The following is a 14775-nucleotide window of genomic DNA, read 5'->3' as shown; positions in this document are numbered from 1 at the left end:
TCAGGAGGCGATGGCGGCCGATTCCTCGGCCTCGACCTGGCGGTTCCACTCGCGCTTGACCTCACGCCACGCCTCGTCGTCGACCCCGGTCCGCCAGTAGCCGGAGATCGACAGCCGGTCGAGCCCGATCCCGCGCTCGATCCGCAGATGCCGGCGCAGTTCCTTCACGAACCCGGCCTCCCCGTGCACGAACGCGTGCACCTCACCCTCGGGGAACTCCAGCGCCCGCACCGCCTCCACCAGCCGCAGCCCCACGGGCCCATCGCCCCGGTAGACCCAGGTCACGTGCGCCTCGGCGGCCGTGCCCAGCTTCTGCTCGTCCTCGGGCGCGTCCACCTCCACCAGCACGTACGCCGTGGCGTCCGCCGGCAGCGCCTCCAGCGAGGCCGCGATGGCCGGCAGCGCGCTCTCGTCGCCCACGAACAGATGCCAGCCCGCCTCAGGGTCGGGCGCGTAACCGCCGCCGGGACCCAGCATGAGCAGTTCGTCCCCGGGCACCGCCCGCTCCGCCCACGGCCCGGCCAAGCCCTCGTCGCCGTGGACGACGAAGTCGAGGGTGAGCTCGCGGGTGTCGGGGTCCCAGGCGCGCACGGTGTAGGTGCGCAGGCGCGGCCACAGCTCGCGCGGCAGCTGCTCGCGGCAGGTCTGCACGCTGAACGGCTGGGGGTAGTCGACCCCCTCGTACGGGAACACCAGCTTGACGTAGTGGTCGGTGAGCCCCGTCGTCGCGAAGTCCGCCAGCCCGTCGCCGCCCACGACGACGCGTACCATGTGGCGGGAGATGCGTTCGGTCCGCTGGACCACGCCCCGGTGATGATCCGTGCGCTTGTTCGCCATCGAACAGCCCCCTGGTGCAGTTAGGTATACCTAACCTTATACTGCCCTGGCCTCCTGGCGTATGCCAATCCCCTCATTCCGGACAGGCGAAATGCCGGGCCGGCAAAAAGTCAGGCCGCCGCCGAGTCGCCCGCGGGCATCGACGCCGCCCCCACCGCCGCCAGGAACCGGGACACGTGCTCGAAGGCCAGCCGCGCCTCGGGCAGCACGTCGGCCAGGATCGGGAAGACGTGGGGCATCCGCGGCCACTCCTCGTAACGCACCGGGACCCCGGCCAGCCGCGCCCGCCGGGCCACCTGCCTGCCCTCGTCCCGCAGCACCTCGGTCGAGCCGGTCACGATCATGAGCGGCGGCAGGCCGGTGAAGTCCCCGTGCACCGGCGAGACCAGCGGGTCCCACGGGTCCAGCCCCGACGTCCACCTGCGCGCCAGCCAGCGCACCCGGCCGGCCGGCAGCATGGGGTCCTGCCAGCGGTTGGCCCGGCGCGGCACGTCGGTCAGGTCGGCCCACGGCGACAGGCAGATGGCCGCGCCCGGCAGCGGCGTGCCCCGGTCGCGCAGGGCCAGCAGGGTCGCCAGGGTCAGGTGGCCGCCCGCCGAGTCGCCGGCCAGCACGACGTCCTCAGAAGCGTACCCGCGGCCCAGCAGGCAGTCGTAGGCGTCGAGCGCGTCGGCCAGCGAGTCCGCCAGCCGGTGCACCGGGCCCTGCCGGTAGTCGAGCGCCAGCACCGGCCGCCCGGCCGCCACCGACAGCCGCCAGGTGATGGACCTGTGCGTACGAGGCGAGCACGAGAAGTAGCCGCCGCCGTGGAAGTAGAGCACCACCTTGCCCTCGTCCAGGTCTTCCCCGCCACGCACCCACTCACCTCCGCACGCGGAGAAGGCCGCCGGCTCGATCGTCACGTGCCCGGGATGGGGCACCTTGACCATCCGGGTGAGGTCGTTCAGGCGGGCCGCCCCCGACAAAGCGAGGGGATGACGCATCAGCAAACTGGAGGCCGGCTTGAGCGTGCCGCGCATGAGACCGGTGAGCGCGCGGGCCTGCCAGCTCAAGGGGTAGCCGGGTATCACGTCCTTGTCGATGAGCATTCTCGACCCTCCGAGAGTGATTCTTCCCCCGTTCAAGATCGTCCTACCCATCAGTAGGTAACTAATCTCTTACGCCCGCATTTCGGCCTCGCCGCACGCGGACGAACCACACCAGCGCCGGATTTGTCCGGGATTAATCGCGTTGCGAGCCGCCACACGGCCCCCCGATAATTCCGTGCTTCCCACTCGACAGACCCGTGCGCGGGTCCAAGCACGGTGCGCAACCGTGCCATCACCCCCCGGAGGTGCCAAACCATCCCGCTCTATGCCCGGCTCGTCCGGTACGGCTTCCGCAAACACGCCACCTACGTCTGGGCGGCGCTCGCCGGCGCGTTCACCAACAGCGTCTTCGGCATCCTGCGCGCCTACATCCTCATCGCACTGTGGCAGGCCCGCCCCGGCCTGGCCGGCTACGACATGACCGACGCCATCACCTATTGCTTCGTCACGCAGGCGTTCATCGGCCCGATGCAGCTGTTCGGCGGCGGCCTCGGCCTGCCCGAGCGCATCCGCAGCGGCGACATCGCGCTCGACCTGGTCCGCCCCGCGCCGCTCCAAGCCTGGACGCTCGCCGAGGACGCGGGCAGGGCCGCCTACCTGTTCCTGGTCCGCGGCATCCCGCCGATGCTGGTCGGCGCGCTGGTGTTCGGCATCCACTTCCCGGCCGGCCCCGGCCAGTGGCTGGCCTTCCTGACCGGTTTCGCGCTCGGCGTCGTCGTCAGTTTCGGCTGGCGCTACCTGATCGCGCTGTCGGTCTGCTGGCTCCTCGACGACCGCGGCGTGGCCGTCGTGTCGCTGGTCCTCAGCACGTTCTTCAGCGGCATGATGATCCCGCTTCATCTGTTCCCCGGCTGGCTGGGCGACCTGGCCGCGGTCCTGCCGTGGGCCGCCATGGTGCAGCTGCCCACGGACCTCTACCTGGGCAAGGCGCCGGTGGCGCCGACGCTCGCCCTCCAGGCGCTCTGGGCCGTGGTCCTGCTCGGGCTGGGCACGGCCGGCACCAGGGCGATCCGCCACAAGGTGGTGATCCAGGGTGGTTAGGACGTACTTCCGGCTGGTCTGGACGTGGACCAGGGCGGCCGCCGCGTACCCCGCCTCGTTCGCGCTGATGAGCGTGCTCGGCTTCGTCATCGCCGCGATCGACGTCGCCGTGATCCTGGTCGTCTTCGCCAACACCACCACGCTCGCGGGCTTCTCCCGCGACGAGGTCCTCTTCCTGTACGGGGCCGCCTCCCTGGCGTTCACCAGCTGCGACACGTTCGTCAGCAACCTCGACCGGGTCAGCGCGCACATCAAGGCCGGCACCCTCGACACGTTCCTGATCAGGCCGGTCGGCGCCTGGATCCAGCTCGCCACCGACCGCTTCCAGATCACCCGGATCGGCCGCATCCTCCAGTCCGCCCTCGTGCTCGGGTACGCGGTCACGGCGCTCGGCCTCGACCGGGAGCGCGTCTGGATGATCCCGGTCATGGTGCTCACCGGGATCGTCATCTTCGGGGCGCTGTGGACGCTCGCCGGCGCGGCGCAGTTCGTGCTGACCGACGCGCCGGAGGTGGTCAACGCCTTCACCTACGGCAGCTACCAGCTCACCCAGTATCCGCTCGGCATCTACGCCCGCGACGTGGTCAGGGGCGTGACGTACGTGCTCCCGCTGGCCTTCGTCAACTGGCAGCCGGGCCTGTACGTACTGGGCCGCGACGATCCCTTCGGGACACCCGAGTACACGCGTTTCGCCGGACCGGCCGCCGCGCTGGTCCTCGCCCTGGTGGCCGCGCTGGCCTGGCGGCAGGGCATCCGGCACTACCGATCGACGGGGAGTTGACGTACATGATCGAGCTTGACCAGGTGGGACGGTCGTTCAAGGTGAAGCGGGACGTCGTGCACGCCGTGCGCGACCTGTCCTTCACCGTGTCGGCGGGCGAGTTCGTCGGCTACCTCGGGCCGAACGGCGCGGGCAAGTCCACCACGATCAAGATGTTGTGCGGCATCCTGACCCCCACCACGGGCCGGGTCAGGGTGGCCGGGCTGGAGCCGTCGCGCCGGCGCACCACGCTGGCCCGGCGCATCGGCGTCGTCTTCGGCCAGCGTACGACGCTGTGGTGGGACCTGCCGCTGAAGGACAGCTTCGAGCTGATCCGCCACCTCTACCGGGTGGAGCGCGGCGCCTTCACCGCGCGCCTGGCCGAGCTGACCGAGACGCTCGACCTGGGCGCCTTCCTGCGCACGCCGGTGCGCCAGCTGAGCCTCGGCCAGCGCATGCGCGGCGATCTGGCGGCGGCGCTGCTGCACGCGCCGGACGTGCTGGTGCTGGACGAGCCGACGATCGGGCTCGACGTGGTCAGCAAGAACGGCATCAGGCAGTTCCTCAAGCGGCTCAACGCCGAACGAGGCACGACCGTGCTACTGACCACGCACGACCTCGGCGACATCGAACGCCTGTGCCGCCGGGTCATGCTGATCGACCACGGCCGGCTGGCGTTCGACGGCACGCTCGACGACCTGATGGCCACGGCCCCGGAGGAGTCGTCGATCGAGGACGTGGTGACCCGCCTCTACACCGGCGGGTAGCGCCGCCGGTCAGTAGTAGCTGCCCTCCGGCGTGGTCTCGTAGTCCTCGTCAAGATCGTCGTCCTGCCGGCGCGACCAGCGCGACGGCATCAGGACGGGGATGAACAGGGCCACGCCGATCAGGGCGAGGACGCCGGTCGTGAGCATCGTCCTGGCACCGAAGCCGGCGTCGCGGATGATCTGGTTGACCGAGGGCTCGGACGGGATCAGGGAGAGCGCCCGGTTCATGTCGAGCGCGTAGACGACCGTCCAGGCCAGCAGGACCATGGACGGGACGAACGTCGCCAGCGGCGAGATCCGGCCCGCCGTCACGAGCCCGAAGACCAGCCCGACGGCGGCCATCGCGCCCAGCGCGATCCAAATCTTCTGCATGTCGGGAGGGTTCGCCGCGGCGTTCCCGACGGCCTGCTGCACCGCCCAGCCCCCGCCCCCCAGCACGGCGACCGTCACCACAAGCCCGATGAGCAAACCACCTAAGTGCCGCAACGTTCTCACCTCAATGTCAACGTGGATCGGCACGACCCTAGCGACAAATGCCAATTTCGGACATGGCATTGGACAGCTTGGGACTCGAGGTCTCAAGCAACCCTGCCCCGTGAGAGCATGGGGCACACCCATGCGTGCGCAACTCCCCCTGAGGCTCGCGCGGACGGCCGCCTTCGCCGCCGTCTGCGGGGCTCTGGCCGCGCTCGCCCACGTCCTCGGCGGCGGATCGGCGCCCGCGCCGGCGACCGCCGCGCTCGGGTTCTGCGGCGTGGCCGCGCTCGGGCTGGCGCTGGGCGGCAGGGAGCGCTCGGCGGGCACGATCAACCTGATGCTGGTCGGGGCGCAGCTGGGGCTGCACGAGCTGTTCGCGGGCGAGGGCGCCGCCTATGTGTCGGTGCACGGGCACGCCCAGGGCGGCCTGGCCGTCAACGCCGGCATGCTGCTCACGCACCTGACGGCGACGGTGATCACGGGCCTGTGGCTGTCGCGCGGCGAGGCCGCGCTGTGGTCGCTGCTGCGCCGCCTCGGCCGGCGGCTCACGCCGCTCGCGCCCGTGAGCGTTCCTCTTCCGCGGCCGTACACGGCGATCGTGCACACCAGGGTCGTCCCGCTCCAGCCGGGGTTCCGGCACAGCGTGGCCAGGCGTGGTCCTCCACTTCCCGCCTGACCTTCTGACACCTGTCCTGCCCCCTGAACACCAAGTGGAGCCTTCCCATGTCCTTCGTACGCCGTGCGGCGACCGTGCTCGCCGCCACCACCGCCCTCACCGCCGGCCTGGCCCTGCCCGCGCTGGCCCACGTCACCATCCAGCCCGGCACCGCCGAGGCGGGCGGGTTCACCAAGGTCGCCTTCCGGGTGCCCAACGAGCGTGACGACGCCTCGACCACCGAGGTCGAGGTCAGCTTCCCCGCCGACCATCCGCTGGCCTTCGTCTCCGTCAAGCCCGTGCCGGGGTGGAAGGTCAAGGTCACCGAGGGCATGCTGCCCGCGCCGGTCAAGACCGAGTACGGCGAGCTGAAGGAGGCCGTCACCAAGGTCGTCTGGTCGGGCGGCAAGATCGCCCCTGGGGAGTTCCAGGAGTTCGAGGTGTCCATGGGGCAGTTGCCCAAGGGCGTCGACTCGCTGATGTTCCCGACGAAGCAGACGTACTCCGGCGGCGAGGTCGTGGACTGGTCGGATGCCCCCAAGACGGACGGCACGGAGGCCGAGCACCCGGCGCCGCTGCTCAAGCTGGTGCCCGCCGCCGACGCCACCGCCTCCACCCCCGCGACCACCGCTCCCGCCGCCGCGGCGGCGCCGACGATGAGCCCGGTGGCCGGCGCGGCCTCGGCGTCCGCGGAGTCCTCGGACGGCACGGCCCGGCTGCTCGGCGGGGCCGGGCTGGTCGTGGGCGTCATCGGCGTGGTGGTCGGCTTCCTCGGCCTGCGCCGCCGCCCGTCCGCCTGACCCGCCCGCCTGACTCGCCCGTCCGAAGGCCCTCCGGGCCCGTCGCTGTCCCCGCGCCGCGTGCGCGGGGACGGCCGCCGTCAGGACGTGATGTCCTTGCCGGAGAAGCGCGCCCACGCGATCGTGCCGGACAGCAGGATGTAGGCCCCGAACGTGAGCAGCCCGTCCATCAGCGCCCCCGTGTCGATCGGGCTGCGCAGCACCGCGTCGAAGCTCGTGAACCTGGTCGGCAGCAGGTACGGCGTGATCGAGCTGAGCTCGGGGAAGGCCCGCAGCACCTGGCAGACGATGACCAGGATCATGGTGCCCGCGATGGCCCCGATGGAGACCTCGGTGAACACCGACAGCGTCAGCGCGATCGCGGCCAGCGCCGCCATGCCCGCGCCGACGTACCCGACGGTGATGGCGATGCGCACCAGGCCGTCCAGCATCGGGATCGTCGTCCCCGACAGCAGCGTCACGGGCCCGGCGGGGAACAGCGCCAGCCCCGTCAGCAGCGCCGACAGCGCCACGACCGCCGTCACCGCGTAGGCGTAGACGACCGCGTTGAGGTATTTGACGGCCAGCAGCCGGGTGCGCCCGGCCGGCGCGGCGAGCAGGTAGCGCAGCGTCCCGCCGCCCGCCTCCCCCGCGATCGAGTCGCCCGCGACCACGCTGACGGCCACCGGCATCAGCAGCAGCACCAGGAACGAGAACGACGCGAACGTCAGCATCAGGCTGTTGCCCGCGACGGCCTGGATGATCCCGCCCACCCCGTCGTCGGAGCCGCCGACCAGGCGCAGGGCCAGGCCGATGACGACCGGCACCACGGCGAGCACGGCGAGGATCGCCAGGTTGCGCGGGCGGCGGAAGGTCAGGCCCAGCTCGGAGCGGAGCAGCCGCCAGAACGCCCACGTCGCCCGGGCCGCGGAAGCCCGCCCGGAGACCGGCTCCGACGCCTGTCCAGAAGGCCCGGAAGGTCTGGAAGGCCCAGAAGGTCCGGTCGTCGCGGGGCGATCCGCCGCATGCTCTTCTGTTCGCTCGGTCGTCCGCATGGTCTCCGTCACCGGCACCAGGCCGGGCGTCCGCCGCGTGGCCGTCGAGGTCGCGCTTTCAGCCGTCGACATCGAAGCCCTCCCCTGTCAGTCCCACGAACACGTCCTCCAGGCTCGGCCGCACCACGGCCAGCCCCCGTACGGCCACGCCCTCCCCCACCAGAGCGGCGTTGATCTTCTCCGGCGCGTGCCCGCCCAGCTCCGCCAGGACCTGCCCGCCCTCGATCCGCACCTCGGCCAGGCCGAGCGAGTCCAGCACGCGGGCCGCGCCGGCCTCGTCGGGCGTCTCCACCCGGATGCGGGTGACCAGCCCGCCGTTGAGCGAGGCGATCGTGCCCTGCGCGACGAGCTTGCCGGCGCGCATGATCGCGGCGTGCGTGCACATCTGCTCGACCTCGGCCAGCAGGTGCGAGGAGACGAAGACCGTGGTGCCGTCCGCGGCGATCTCCTTGACCAGCGCGCGCACCTCGCGCGTGCCCTGCGGGTCGAGCCCGTTGGTGGGCTCGTCCAGGATGAGCAGTTCGCGCGGGCCGAGCAGGGCGGCGGCGATGGCCAGGCGCTGGCGCATGCCGAGCGAGTAGTTGCGGTAGCGCTTGCCGGCCGCGGCCGAGAGGCCGACCCGCTCCAGTGCCTCCTCGACGCGCCGCTTGACGGTGCCGGGGACCGCGTACGGGTCGGCGGCGTCGAAGCGCATGAGGTTGGCCGTGCCCGACAGGTACGGGTAGAAGGCCGGGCCCTCGACCAGCGCGCCCACCTTAGGCAAGGCCTCCGCCTGCGGCAGCCCGAGCACGGAGTACTCGCCGGCCGTGGGCGCCACCAGGCCGAGCAGCATGCGGATCGTCGTGGTCTTGCCCGAGCCGTTGGGCCCCAGGAAGCCGAAGACGGAGCCGCGCGGCACCGCCAGGTCGAGGGCGTCCACCGCGACCTGGCCGCCGCGGAAGCGCTTGGTCAGTCCCTCGGTGACGATCGCGTCCCCGGAGGGCGGGGCCGCCCCGAAGGGCGCCCCCGCTTCCTGCATGACGGCGGTCACTTGGTGCCCGCCGCCTTGGTGATCTCCTCCGGAGTGACCGCGCCGACCAGAAGGCGGCCGTCGTCGGTCAGCAGGGCGGTGACGAGCTTGGTCTTGATCAGCTTGCCCGAGCCCCACGTGCCGCTCACCGGGGTGGCGGACTTGAGCACGCCGTCCAGCAGCGCCTGCGGGTCGGCCCCGTCGCCGAAGCCGTCGGGCCGCTCGGACGCGTCGGGCTTCGCGGCGGTCAGGTCCGACAGCGAGAACGGGATCACGGCCACGCTCGCCCAGCCGTCGCCGACGACCTTGGCCTCGCCCGCGACCCGTTCGGCCCGCTCGGCGTGCTCTTCGGCCCGCTTCTCGTGCGTCTCGTCCAGGCCGATCGTCTTCTCCTCCACCTTGGCGCCCGCGGGCGGGGTGAAGGTGAAGTTCTCGGCGGCCGGCGGCGTGAACGTGATCTGGGTGAAGCCGAGCTGGAAGGCCGGCTCGGCCGAGCCCTTGGCGTATACCTGGACCTGGAGGGGGACGTACGTCTCGCCGTCGAGCGCGATCCGCACCTCCTGCACCAGGGAGCCCTCCTCCTTGGGCGACAGCACGAGCTGGTAGACCGGGCGGCCCGCCACCTCGGCGTTGTTGATCACCCGCACCGCGGTGTGCTCGTCGGCGTTGGCCAGCACCCGCGCGGCCACCTGCTGCGGGGTCAGGTCACTGGCCTGGGGCACCGGCGTGGCCGGCGTGTGCGTGTCGCCCTTCTTGATGGTCAGCTTGGTGGCGGTGTTGGTGGCGCTGTCCCAGTACCAGCCCTCGCCGCCGTTCACGATCAGGTTGGTCTCGTTCAGCTGGGTCGGCATGGCCACCCTCAGCTTGTCGGCGGCGCCGTACCAGACCTTCACCTCGTGCGAGCCCGACAGCAGGCTCAGCGGCGAGGCCGGTCCGGACGACGGCAGGGCCGGCAGGCCGAGCGAGGCCGTCTGCTGCACTGTGCCGGACATCGGCGCGATGCCACCCTCCTTGTGGGTGGCCGCCACGGCGTCGGCCAGTAGTTGCGCCGCCGAGCGTTCCGGCAGCGTGGGCTCGCCACTCACGGCGGCGATGACGGGGCCGGCGCCGATCGCGGCTCCGATCACGGCCGCTGCCGCGATCGGGACTCCCCACCTCACGAACGTGCCTCTGCGCATTTCACTCCTTAACGGTATGTCGATGCCCAGAGCCTGCGTCATGGATCCTGTGGCAGACCTGAGACAGTCTGAGATGGCTCTCAGCCTTCTCAGCGTTGTCTCAGGGCCGGAACAGGAGAATCGCCACATGAGAGTACTTGTCGTCGAGGACGAGCGGCGGATGGCCGCCGCGCTCCAGCGGGGGCTCCAAGCCGAGGGTTTCGCCGTGGACCTCGCGCATGACGGCGAGGAGGGCCTGTACGCGGCCAGGCAGGGCGACTACGACGTCGTGGTGCTGGACATCATGCTGCCCCGGCTGTCGGGCTACAACGTGTGCAAGCAGCTGCGCGCCGAGGAGAACTGGGTGCCGATCCTGATGTTGTCCGCCAAGGACGGCGAGTACGACATGGCCGACGGCCTCGACCTGGGCGCCGACGACTACCTGACCAAGCCGTTCTCGTACGTGGTGCTGGTGGCCCGGCTGCGGGCGCTGATGCGGCGCGACGCCGGGCGGCGGCCGTCGGTGCTGACCGCCGGCGACCTGTCGCTGGATCCGGCCAGGCGCAAGGTGGAGCGCGGGGAGAGCCCGATCGAGCTGACGCCCAGGGAGTTCGCGCTGCTGGAATACCTGATGCGGCGGCGCGACGAGGTGGTGTCGAAGTCGGAGATCCTGGAGCACGTGTGGGACACCTTCGACACCGACCCCAACGTGGTCGAGGTGTACGTCGGCTACCTGCGCCGCAAGATCGACGCCCCGTACGGGAAGAACTCGCTGCAGACCGTGCGCGGCGCGGGCTACCGGCTGGCGGGCGACGGTGGCTGACTCGCCGCTGGCCTGGTGGCGGCGGCAGGGGCTGCGGTTCAGGCTCACGGTGGCCGCCGCGGCCGTGCTCGCGCTGGCGCTCGCCCTGTCGGCGTCGGTGCTGGTGAGCGCGCTGGAGCGGGCCCTGATGAGCACCGTGGACGAGAGCACCAGGCAGCAGGCGCAGGCCGTCCGTGTGGCGGCCGACGCGGGCACGCTGACCAGCCCGATCACCACGCACGACGGCACGCTCGTGCAGGTCATCGACTCCCGGGAGCGGATCACGCACGTCACGTACGGCACCGACCGGCTGGTGCCGCTGCTGGACGCGTCGGCCAGGGCGAAGGTGCTGGCGAAGGGGGAGGCGACGCTGCTGGACGGGCGGCCGTACGCGATCCCCGGGTTCCTGCGGGTCGTCGTGCTGCGCGCGGACCGGGGGCAGACGGTCGTGGCGGCCAGGCCCATCTCCGAGATCCAGACCAGCCTCGTCACGGCCGGGCGGGTGCTGCTGGTCGGCACGCCGGCGCTGGTGGTGCTGCTGGCGGTGGCGAGCTGGCTGATGATCGGCAGGACGCTGCGTCCGATCGCGGCGCTGCGCAGGGGCGCGGCTGACATCACGCACACGGCCAGGTCGCGCCGGCTGCCGGTGCCCGAGTCGCGGGACGAGGTGCACTCGCTGGCCACCACGCTCAACGGCATGCTGTCGCGGCTGGAGGAGGCCGAGCAGCGCCAGCGGGCGCTGGTCTCCGACGCCGCCCACGAGCTGCGCAGCCCGCTGGCCAGCATCCGATTGCAGCTTGAGGTGGCGCTCGGGCATCCGGAGGGCCAGGACTGGCGCGAGACGGCCGAGGGCGTGCTGGAGGACACCATGCGGCTGTCCCGGCTGGCCGAGGACCTGCTCGCGCTGGCCAGGCTGGACGAGCGCGGCGGCGTGCCCGCGCGGCGCGAGCCGGTCGACCTCGACGAGGTGGTGCGGCAGACCGCCGACCGCTACGCCGAGGCCCGGCTGACGGTCTGCGACCCGGTCGTGGTCCGCGGCGACGCGCTCGACCTCAGCCGGGTGCTGACGAACCTCATGGACAACGCCGTACGCCACACCGCCTCCAAGGTCGAGGTGGCGCTGACCGCCGACGGTGTCCTGACGGTCACCGACGACGGTCCCGGCATTCCCGCGCAGGACCGCGAACGGGTCTTCAACCGCTTCACCCGGCTCGACACCGGGCGCAGCCGCGACGAGGGCGGGGCCGGGCTGGGCCTGGCCATCGTCAGGGAGACCGTGCGGGCGCACGGCGGGACGGTGTCGCTCGAAGACGCCGAGCCGGGACTGCGGGTGGTGGTCACCCTGCCCGTCGCCCGCGACTGACCCCGTCAGGGGAGCACGCGGGCCGGAACCTGTACGCCGTGGCGCGGGCCGGGACCTGACGGCGTCGCGTGCGTTCGCCTGGCGGGCGTCGCGTGAGCGAGACCGGTTGCGTCCTGTCGGAGGCGGGGCCCTGGTCAGCCGGCGGGCCGCGTGCTAGGCACGAGGCATGCGCGTATCACGGGTGCGGGTTCGCGGGGAGGTGCTGCGGATCAGGAGCTGACAGCGGATTCCGGTGACCCTCAGGGGCACGGCGTCGTCGCCGGGCCCCCTGGGCTCGGTGTGTGCCGGGCCCTGTCAGTTGATCGTGGTGCGGATCTTCGGGGATGGACTCTGGGGATGGGCATGGAGCGTTCCGAAAGTGGTCAGGCGGCTGTCCCCTTTTCTGCGGTGGCCAGGAAGTCCTGGGCGATGAGCGGCAGGCGGCGGCGGGCGTGCACGACCGCGATGACGCGGCGCACAGCGGGTTCGAGCGAGCGCACCACCAGGCCCGCGCGTCCGGCCTGCTCGGCCATCCCGCGGTACCACAGCAGCGAGGCCTGCCCGGCGCGTACGGCGTTGAGCCAGCCGTTGCGTTCGTCGGTCTCGAGAACGACGACCGGGGTGACCGCGTACTTGCCGAACATGGCGTCGAGGTCCCTGCGCCGCATGCTGCCGCGGGCGGGCAGCGCCAGGCGCATGCCGTGCAGTTTGCCCATCGGCACCGGGTTGGGCAGTTCGAGCCCCGGCGGTGAGATCAGCACGATCTCCTGGCGTTCGAGCGGATGGGTGATGAGGTCGGTGGGCACGGGAAGGTCGGTGAGACCCAGGTCGGCCCGCTGATCCCGGATGGCGCTGACGACGCCGTCACGGCCGTCGCAGCGGACGATGTGCACGCGCACTCCCGGATGCTCGGCCGCGTAGGCGGGGAGCAGCCGTCCGGCCAGGCCGGGTTCGAGGCTCGGGGTGGCGGCGATGCGGAGCTCCGCCTCGGTGGCCGTGCTCTGGTTGGCCAGGCCCTCGATCTCGTGGACCGCGTCGAGTGCCTCCCTCGCCAGCTTGACCACCCGGCGTCCTTGCGCGGTGACGACCACCCCGCGTCCGGAACGGGCGAAGAGCGTCATGCCGAGCTCACGCTCGAGATCGCGGATCGCGCGAGACAGCGCAGGCTGCGCGATGTAGAGCGATCTGGCCGCGTCGGTCATGGTGCGGTGCTCCGCTGTCGCGACCACATAGCGGAGCTGCTGGAGATTCATGCCAAAGAAGCTAGGACACCGCCCGCCGCCGGGACCGGGAGATAGCGGAGATCACCTCGAATGATTTCGGACTGTAACCGAGCACAGCTACATCCGTGACGGGTGTTAAATCAGTATGCTTTTGCCCCAAATTTGCCAAGGGTCCGACAAGTCGCGTCGCAAACCAGGCATTGCACTCAACGGGGCAAACGGGGAGACAAGGTGACAGGGAACGGGCAGTATCCACCCCCGCCACATGAGCCAGGACAGCCACAGCGGCCACCCTCGTTGCCCTGGCCGCCGCCCGGTTACCGGCAGCCGGGCGGCGGCGGGCAGGGCGCTCCCCCGCCACCGCCGCCTCCCCCACCGCCGCCGCCGCGGGGGAATCCGTACCATCCCGCGCCGACGCGGCCGCTGGAGCAGCCGTACCCGCAACACGGCCAGCCGCCCTACGGGCCGCCGCAGGGACCCCCGCAGGGCCGGCAGTACGGACCTCCGCAGTACGGTCCTGGGCCGGGATACCCGCCGCCCACTCCCTCGATGCCGCCCCCGATGCCGCCCCCGATGCCGCCCCCGATGCCTCCGCCCATGCCGCCGCAGCAGTGGCAGCGGCCGCCGCAGAAGAAGTCGGGGATGGGCGTCGCGGGGGTGCTCGGCACGATCTTCGGCTCGCTGGCGGCGGTGTTCGTGCTGCTCGTCATCGCGGTCGCGGCGATCGGCAGCTCGTCGAGCTCGGACACCTCGAACCCGGTCGCGATCCCGACGTACGACCCCGACGACGACTACGAGCCCGATCCGTACTCCAGCGACGGGCCCACGCGCCCCAGCGAGCGTCCCACGGAGCGGCCGACCCAGCGTCCTACCGAGCGGCCGACCCAGCGGCCGACCCAGCGGCCGACGACGCGGGTCACGCCGCCCGCCAGGGTGTCGGTCAACACGAGCCTGAGGAACAACTCGATGTACCGGGCCGGCTCGCTGCCCCGGCTCAACTGCCGTGGCGGCAACATCAACCAGTTCAACCACAGCCAGCTCAAGGCGCTGATCCTGAAGACCGGCAGGTGCATGGACAAGGCGTGGCAGCCGATCCTGGAGAAGCAGGGCATCCAGTTCCGCCCGCCCAGCTACGCCATCGCGTCCAGGAAGGGCAGGGGCGCCTGCGGCGACTATCCCTCGCCGGGGAGCATGGTGCCGTACTACTGCCCGCGCAACAGCACCATCTACGCCTCCACCTCGGCCCTGGCGTCGGGCGTCGGCAACTCCCCCGGGTACGGCGAGATCATCAGCTGGCACGGCGGCACCATCAGCATGATGGCCCACGAGTACGGCCACCACGTCCAGAACATCACCGGCCTGATGAACTCCTGGTGGTCCTCGACCCTCGACTCCGGCAGCCAGAGCGGCAAGCTGGCGCTGAGCCGCCGGCTGGAGCTGCAGGCCACCTGCTTCGCCGGCATGTGGATGCGGTCGGTGGCGTCGTCGTACCCGGTGAACACCTCCCAGCGCAGCCGGCTGTTCTGGTTCTACGGTCAGGTCGGCGACTGGCCGGGCCGGCCGCGCGATCACGGCAAGCCGGTGAACAACAATCGCTGGTTCCGTCAGGGATGGGAGAGAAGCAAGACATACCAGTGCAATACGTGGCTGGCGCCCTCGTCGACGGTCTCCTGACAGCCGCGTGGCATTCATCTCATGTTGAGCACATGTCTCTGTTGTCCAGATATGGGGACTAGAATCCTGGCAATCTTGTGCCCATCGGGGGGCAAACGTCAGTTTTGCC

The 14775-nt window shown here is 71.4% G+C and carries 15 protein-coding genes; 8 read left to right on the top strand and 7 right to left on the bottom strand.

Annotation, left to right across the window (positions count from 1 at the left end; translation table 11 throughout):
- Positions 1-837: a siderophore-interacting protein gene (locus AB0C27_RS11235; RefSeq protein ID WP_357841305.1), complete on the bottom strand. Its 837-nt coding sequence runs from the start codon at positions 835-837 to the stop codon at positions 1-3.
- Between the two features lie 110 nt (positions 838-947).
- The gene (locus tag AB0C27_RS11230) at positions 948-1925 is read right to left on the bottom strand and encodes an alpha/beta hydrolase (protein ID WP_357841302.1); all 978 of its coding nucleotides are present in this window, start codon (positions 1923-1925) and stop codon (positions 948-950) included.
- A 216-nt stretch (positions 1926-2141) separates the two neighbouring features.
- On the opposite strand from AB0C27_RS11230, the gene AB0C27_RS11225 reads away from it, so the two are divergent.
- Genes AB0C27_RS11225 through AB0C27_RS11215 form a run of 3 tightly spaced genes read left to right on the top strand, consistent with a single transcriptional unit; the run spans position 2142 to position 4493 of the window.
- Positions 2142-2966, top strand: coding sequence for an ABC-2 family transporter protein (locus AB0C27_RS11225; RefSeq protein WP_357841299.1), 825 nt, complete (start codon positions 2142-2144; stop codon positions 2964-2966).
- A complete protein-coding gene (locus tag AB0C27_RS11220) occupies positions 2959-3747 on the top strand; it encodes an ABC-2 family transporter protein (protein ID WP_357841296.1) in 789 nt (262 codons plus the stop codon). Before AB0C27_RS11225 ends, AB0C27_RS11220 begins: the two co-directional genes overlap by 8 nt.
- Positions 3748-3752: 5 nt before the next feature.
- Entirely contained in the window at positions 3753-4493 is a 741-nt protein-coding gene (locus AB0C27_RS11215; RefSeq protein WP_357841294.1) for an ATP-binding cassette domain-containing protein, read from the top strand.
- Between the two features lie 9 nt (positions 4494-4502).
- Here AB0C27_RS11215 and AB0C27_RS11210 read toward each other — a convergent pair whose 3' ends face one another.
- Positions 4503-4961: a hypothetical protein gene (locus AB0C27_RS11210; protein ID WP_346109332.1), complete on the bottom strand. Its 459-nt coding sequence runs from the start codon at positions 4959-4961 to the stop codon at positions 4503-4505.
- A gap of 148 nt (positions 4962-5109) precedes the next feature.
- Between AB0C27_RS11210 and AB0C27_RS11205 the strand changes: the two genes are divergently transcribed.
- The gene (locus tag AB0C27_RS11205; RefSeq protein ID WP_357841291.1) at positions 5110-5646 is read left to right on the top strand and encodes an MFS transporter; all 537 of its coding nucleotides are present in this window, start codon (positions 5110-5112) and stop codon (positions 5644-5646) included.
- A gap of 47 nt (positions 5647-5693) precedes the next feature.
- Positions 5694-6425, top strand: a complete 732-nt coding sequence (locus AB0C27_RS11200) for a YcnI family protein (protein WP_357841288.1) — start codon at positions 5694-5696, stop codon at positions 6423-6425.
- 80 nt (positions 6426-6505) lie between these two features.
- On the opposite strand, the gene AB0C27_RS11195 is transcribed toward AB0C27_RS11200, so the two are convergent.
- The 3 genes from AB0C27_RS11195 to AB0C27_RS11185 are packed head-to-tail and all read right to left on the bottom strand — an operon-like array spanning position 6506 to position 9646.
- Positions 6506-7531: an ABC transporter permease gene (locus AB0C27_RS11195; protein ID WP_357841285.1), complete on the bottom strand. Its 1026-nt coding sequence runs from the start codon at positions 7529-7531 to the stop codon at positions 6506-6508.
- Entirely contained in the window at positions 7518-8489 is a 972-nt protein-coding gene (locus tag AB0C27_RS11190; RefSeq protein WP_357841282.1) for an ABC transporter ATP-binding protein, read from the bottom strand. The genes AB0C27_RS11195 and AB0C27_RS11190 overlap by 14 nt, the downstream gene beginning before the upstream one ends.
- Positions 8486-9646 carry a DUF2092 domain-containing protein gene (locus tag AB0C27_RS11185; RefSeq protein WP_357841279.1) on the bottom strand — a complete coding sequence of 387 codons (1161 nt, stop codon included), beginning with the start codon at positions 9644-9646 and terminating at the stop codon, positions 8486-8488. The genes AB0C27_RS11190 and AB0C27_RS11185 overlap by 4 nt, the downstream gene beginning before the upstream one ends.
- A gap of 127 nt (positions 9647-9773) precedes the next feature.
- On the opposite strand from AB0C27_RS11185, the gene AB0C27_RS11180 reads away from it, so the two are divergent.
- Both AB0C27_RS11180 and AB0C27_RS11175 read left to right on the top strand, forming a co-directional pair.
- On the top strand, positions 9774-10448 hold the full coding sequence (locus AB0C27_RS11180) for a response regulator transcription factor (protein ID WP_357841276.1): 675 nt from the start codon (positions 9774-9776) through the stop codon (positions 10446-10448).
- Positions 10441-11790: an ATP-binding protein gene (locus AB0C27_RS11175; protein ID WP_357841273.1), complete on the top strand. Its 1350-nt coding sequence runs from the start codon at positions 10441-10443 to the stop codon at positions 11788-11790. The genes AB0C27_RS11180 and AB0C27_RS11175 overlap by 8 nt, the downstream gene beginning before the upstream one ends.
- A gap of 362 nt (positions 11791-12152) precedes the next feature.
- Here AB0C27_RS11175 and AB0C27_RS11170 read toward each other — a convergent pair whose 3' ends face one another.
- Positions 12153-13022, bottom strand: coding sequence for a LysR family transcriptional regulator (locus tag AB0C27_RS11170; RefSeq protein ID WP_106244972.1), 870 nt, complete (start codon positions 13020-13022; stop codon positions 12153-12155).
- Between the two features lie 567 nt (positions 13023-13589).
- Here AB0C27_RS11170 and AB0C27_RS11165 point away from each other — a divergent pair.
- Positions 13590-14666 carry a neutral zinc metallopeptidase gene (locus AB0C27_RS11165; RefSeq protein ID WP_357841270.1) on the top strand — a complete coding sequence of 359 codons (1077 nt, stop codon included), beginning with the start codon at positions 13590-13592 and terminating at the stop codon, positions 14664-14666.
- Positions 14667-14775: the final 109 nt, after the last annotated feature.

The sequence above is a fragment of the Nonomuraea sp. NPDC048882 genome (genome assembly GCF_040649755.1).
Classification (GTDB): domain Bacteria; phylum Actinomycetota; class Actinomycetes; order Streptosporangiales; family Streptosporangiaceae; genus Nonomuraea; species Nonomuraea maheshkhaliensis.
This window is presented reverse-complemented; position numbering and strand designations above follow the sequence as displayed.

Excerpts from the sequence above, each read along its gene's own strand:
- AB0C27_RS11235 (WP_357841305.1), bottom strand. The coding sequence starts at position 837 with ATGGCGAACAAGCGCACGGATCATCACCGGGGCGTGGTCCAGCGGACC.
- AB0C27_RS11230 (WP_357841302.1), bottom strand. The coding sequence starts at position 1,925 with ATGCTCATCGACAAGGACGTGATACCCGGCTACCCCTTGAGCTGGCAG.
- AB0C27_RS11215 (WP_357841294.1), top strand. The coding sequence starts at position 3,753 with ATGATCGAGCTTGACCAGGTGGGACGGTCGTTCAAGGTGAAGCGGGAC.
- AB0C27_RS11205 (WP_357841291.1), top strand. The coding sequence starts at position 5,110 with ATGCGTGCGCAACTCCCCCTGAGGCTCGCGCGGACGGCCGCCTTCGCC.
- AB0C27_RS11200 (WP_357841288.1), top strand. The coding sequence starts at position 5,694 with ATGTCCTTCGTACGCCGTGCGGCGACCGTGCTCGCCGCCACCACCGCC.
- AB0C27_RS11195 (WP_357841285.1), bottom strand. The coding sequence starts at position 7,531 with ATGTCGACGGCTGAAAGCGCGACCTCGACGGCCACGCGGCGGACGCCC.
- AB0C27_RS11185 (WP_357841279.1), bottom strand. The coding sequence starts at position 9,646 with ATGCGCAGAGGCACGTTCGTGAGGTGGGGAGTCCCGATCGCGGCAGCG.
- AB0C27_RS11180 (WP_357841276.1), top strand. The coding sequence starts at position 9,774 with ATGAGAGTACTTGTCGTCGAGGACGAGCGGCGGATGGCCGCCGCGCTC.
- AB0C27_RS11170 (WP_106244972.1), bottom strand. The coding sequence starts at position 13,022 with ATGAATCTCCAGCAGCTCCGCTATGTGGTCGCGACAGCGGAGCACCGC.
- AB0C27_RS11165 (WP_357841270.1), top strand. The coding sequence starts at position 13,590 with ATGCCGCCGCAGCAGTGGCAGCGGCCGCCGCAGAAGAAGTCGGGGATG.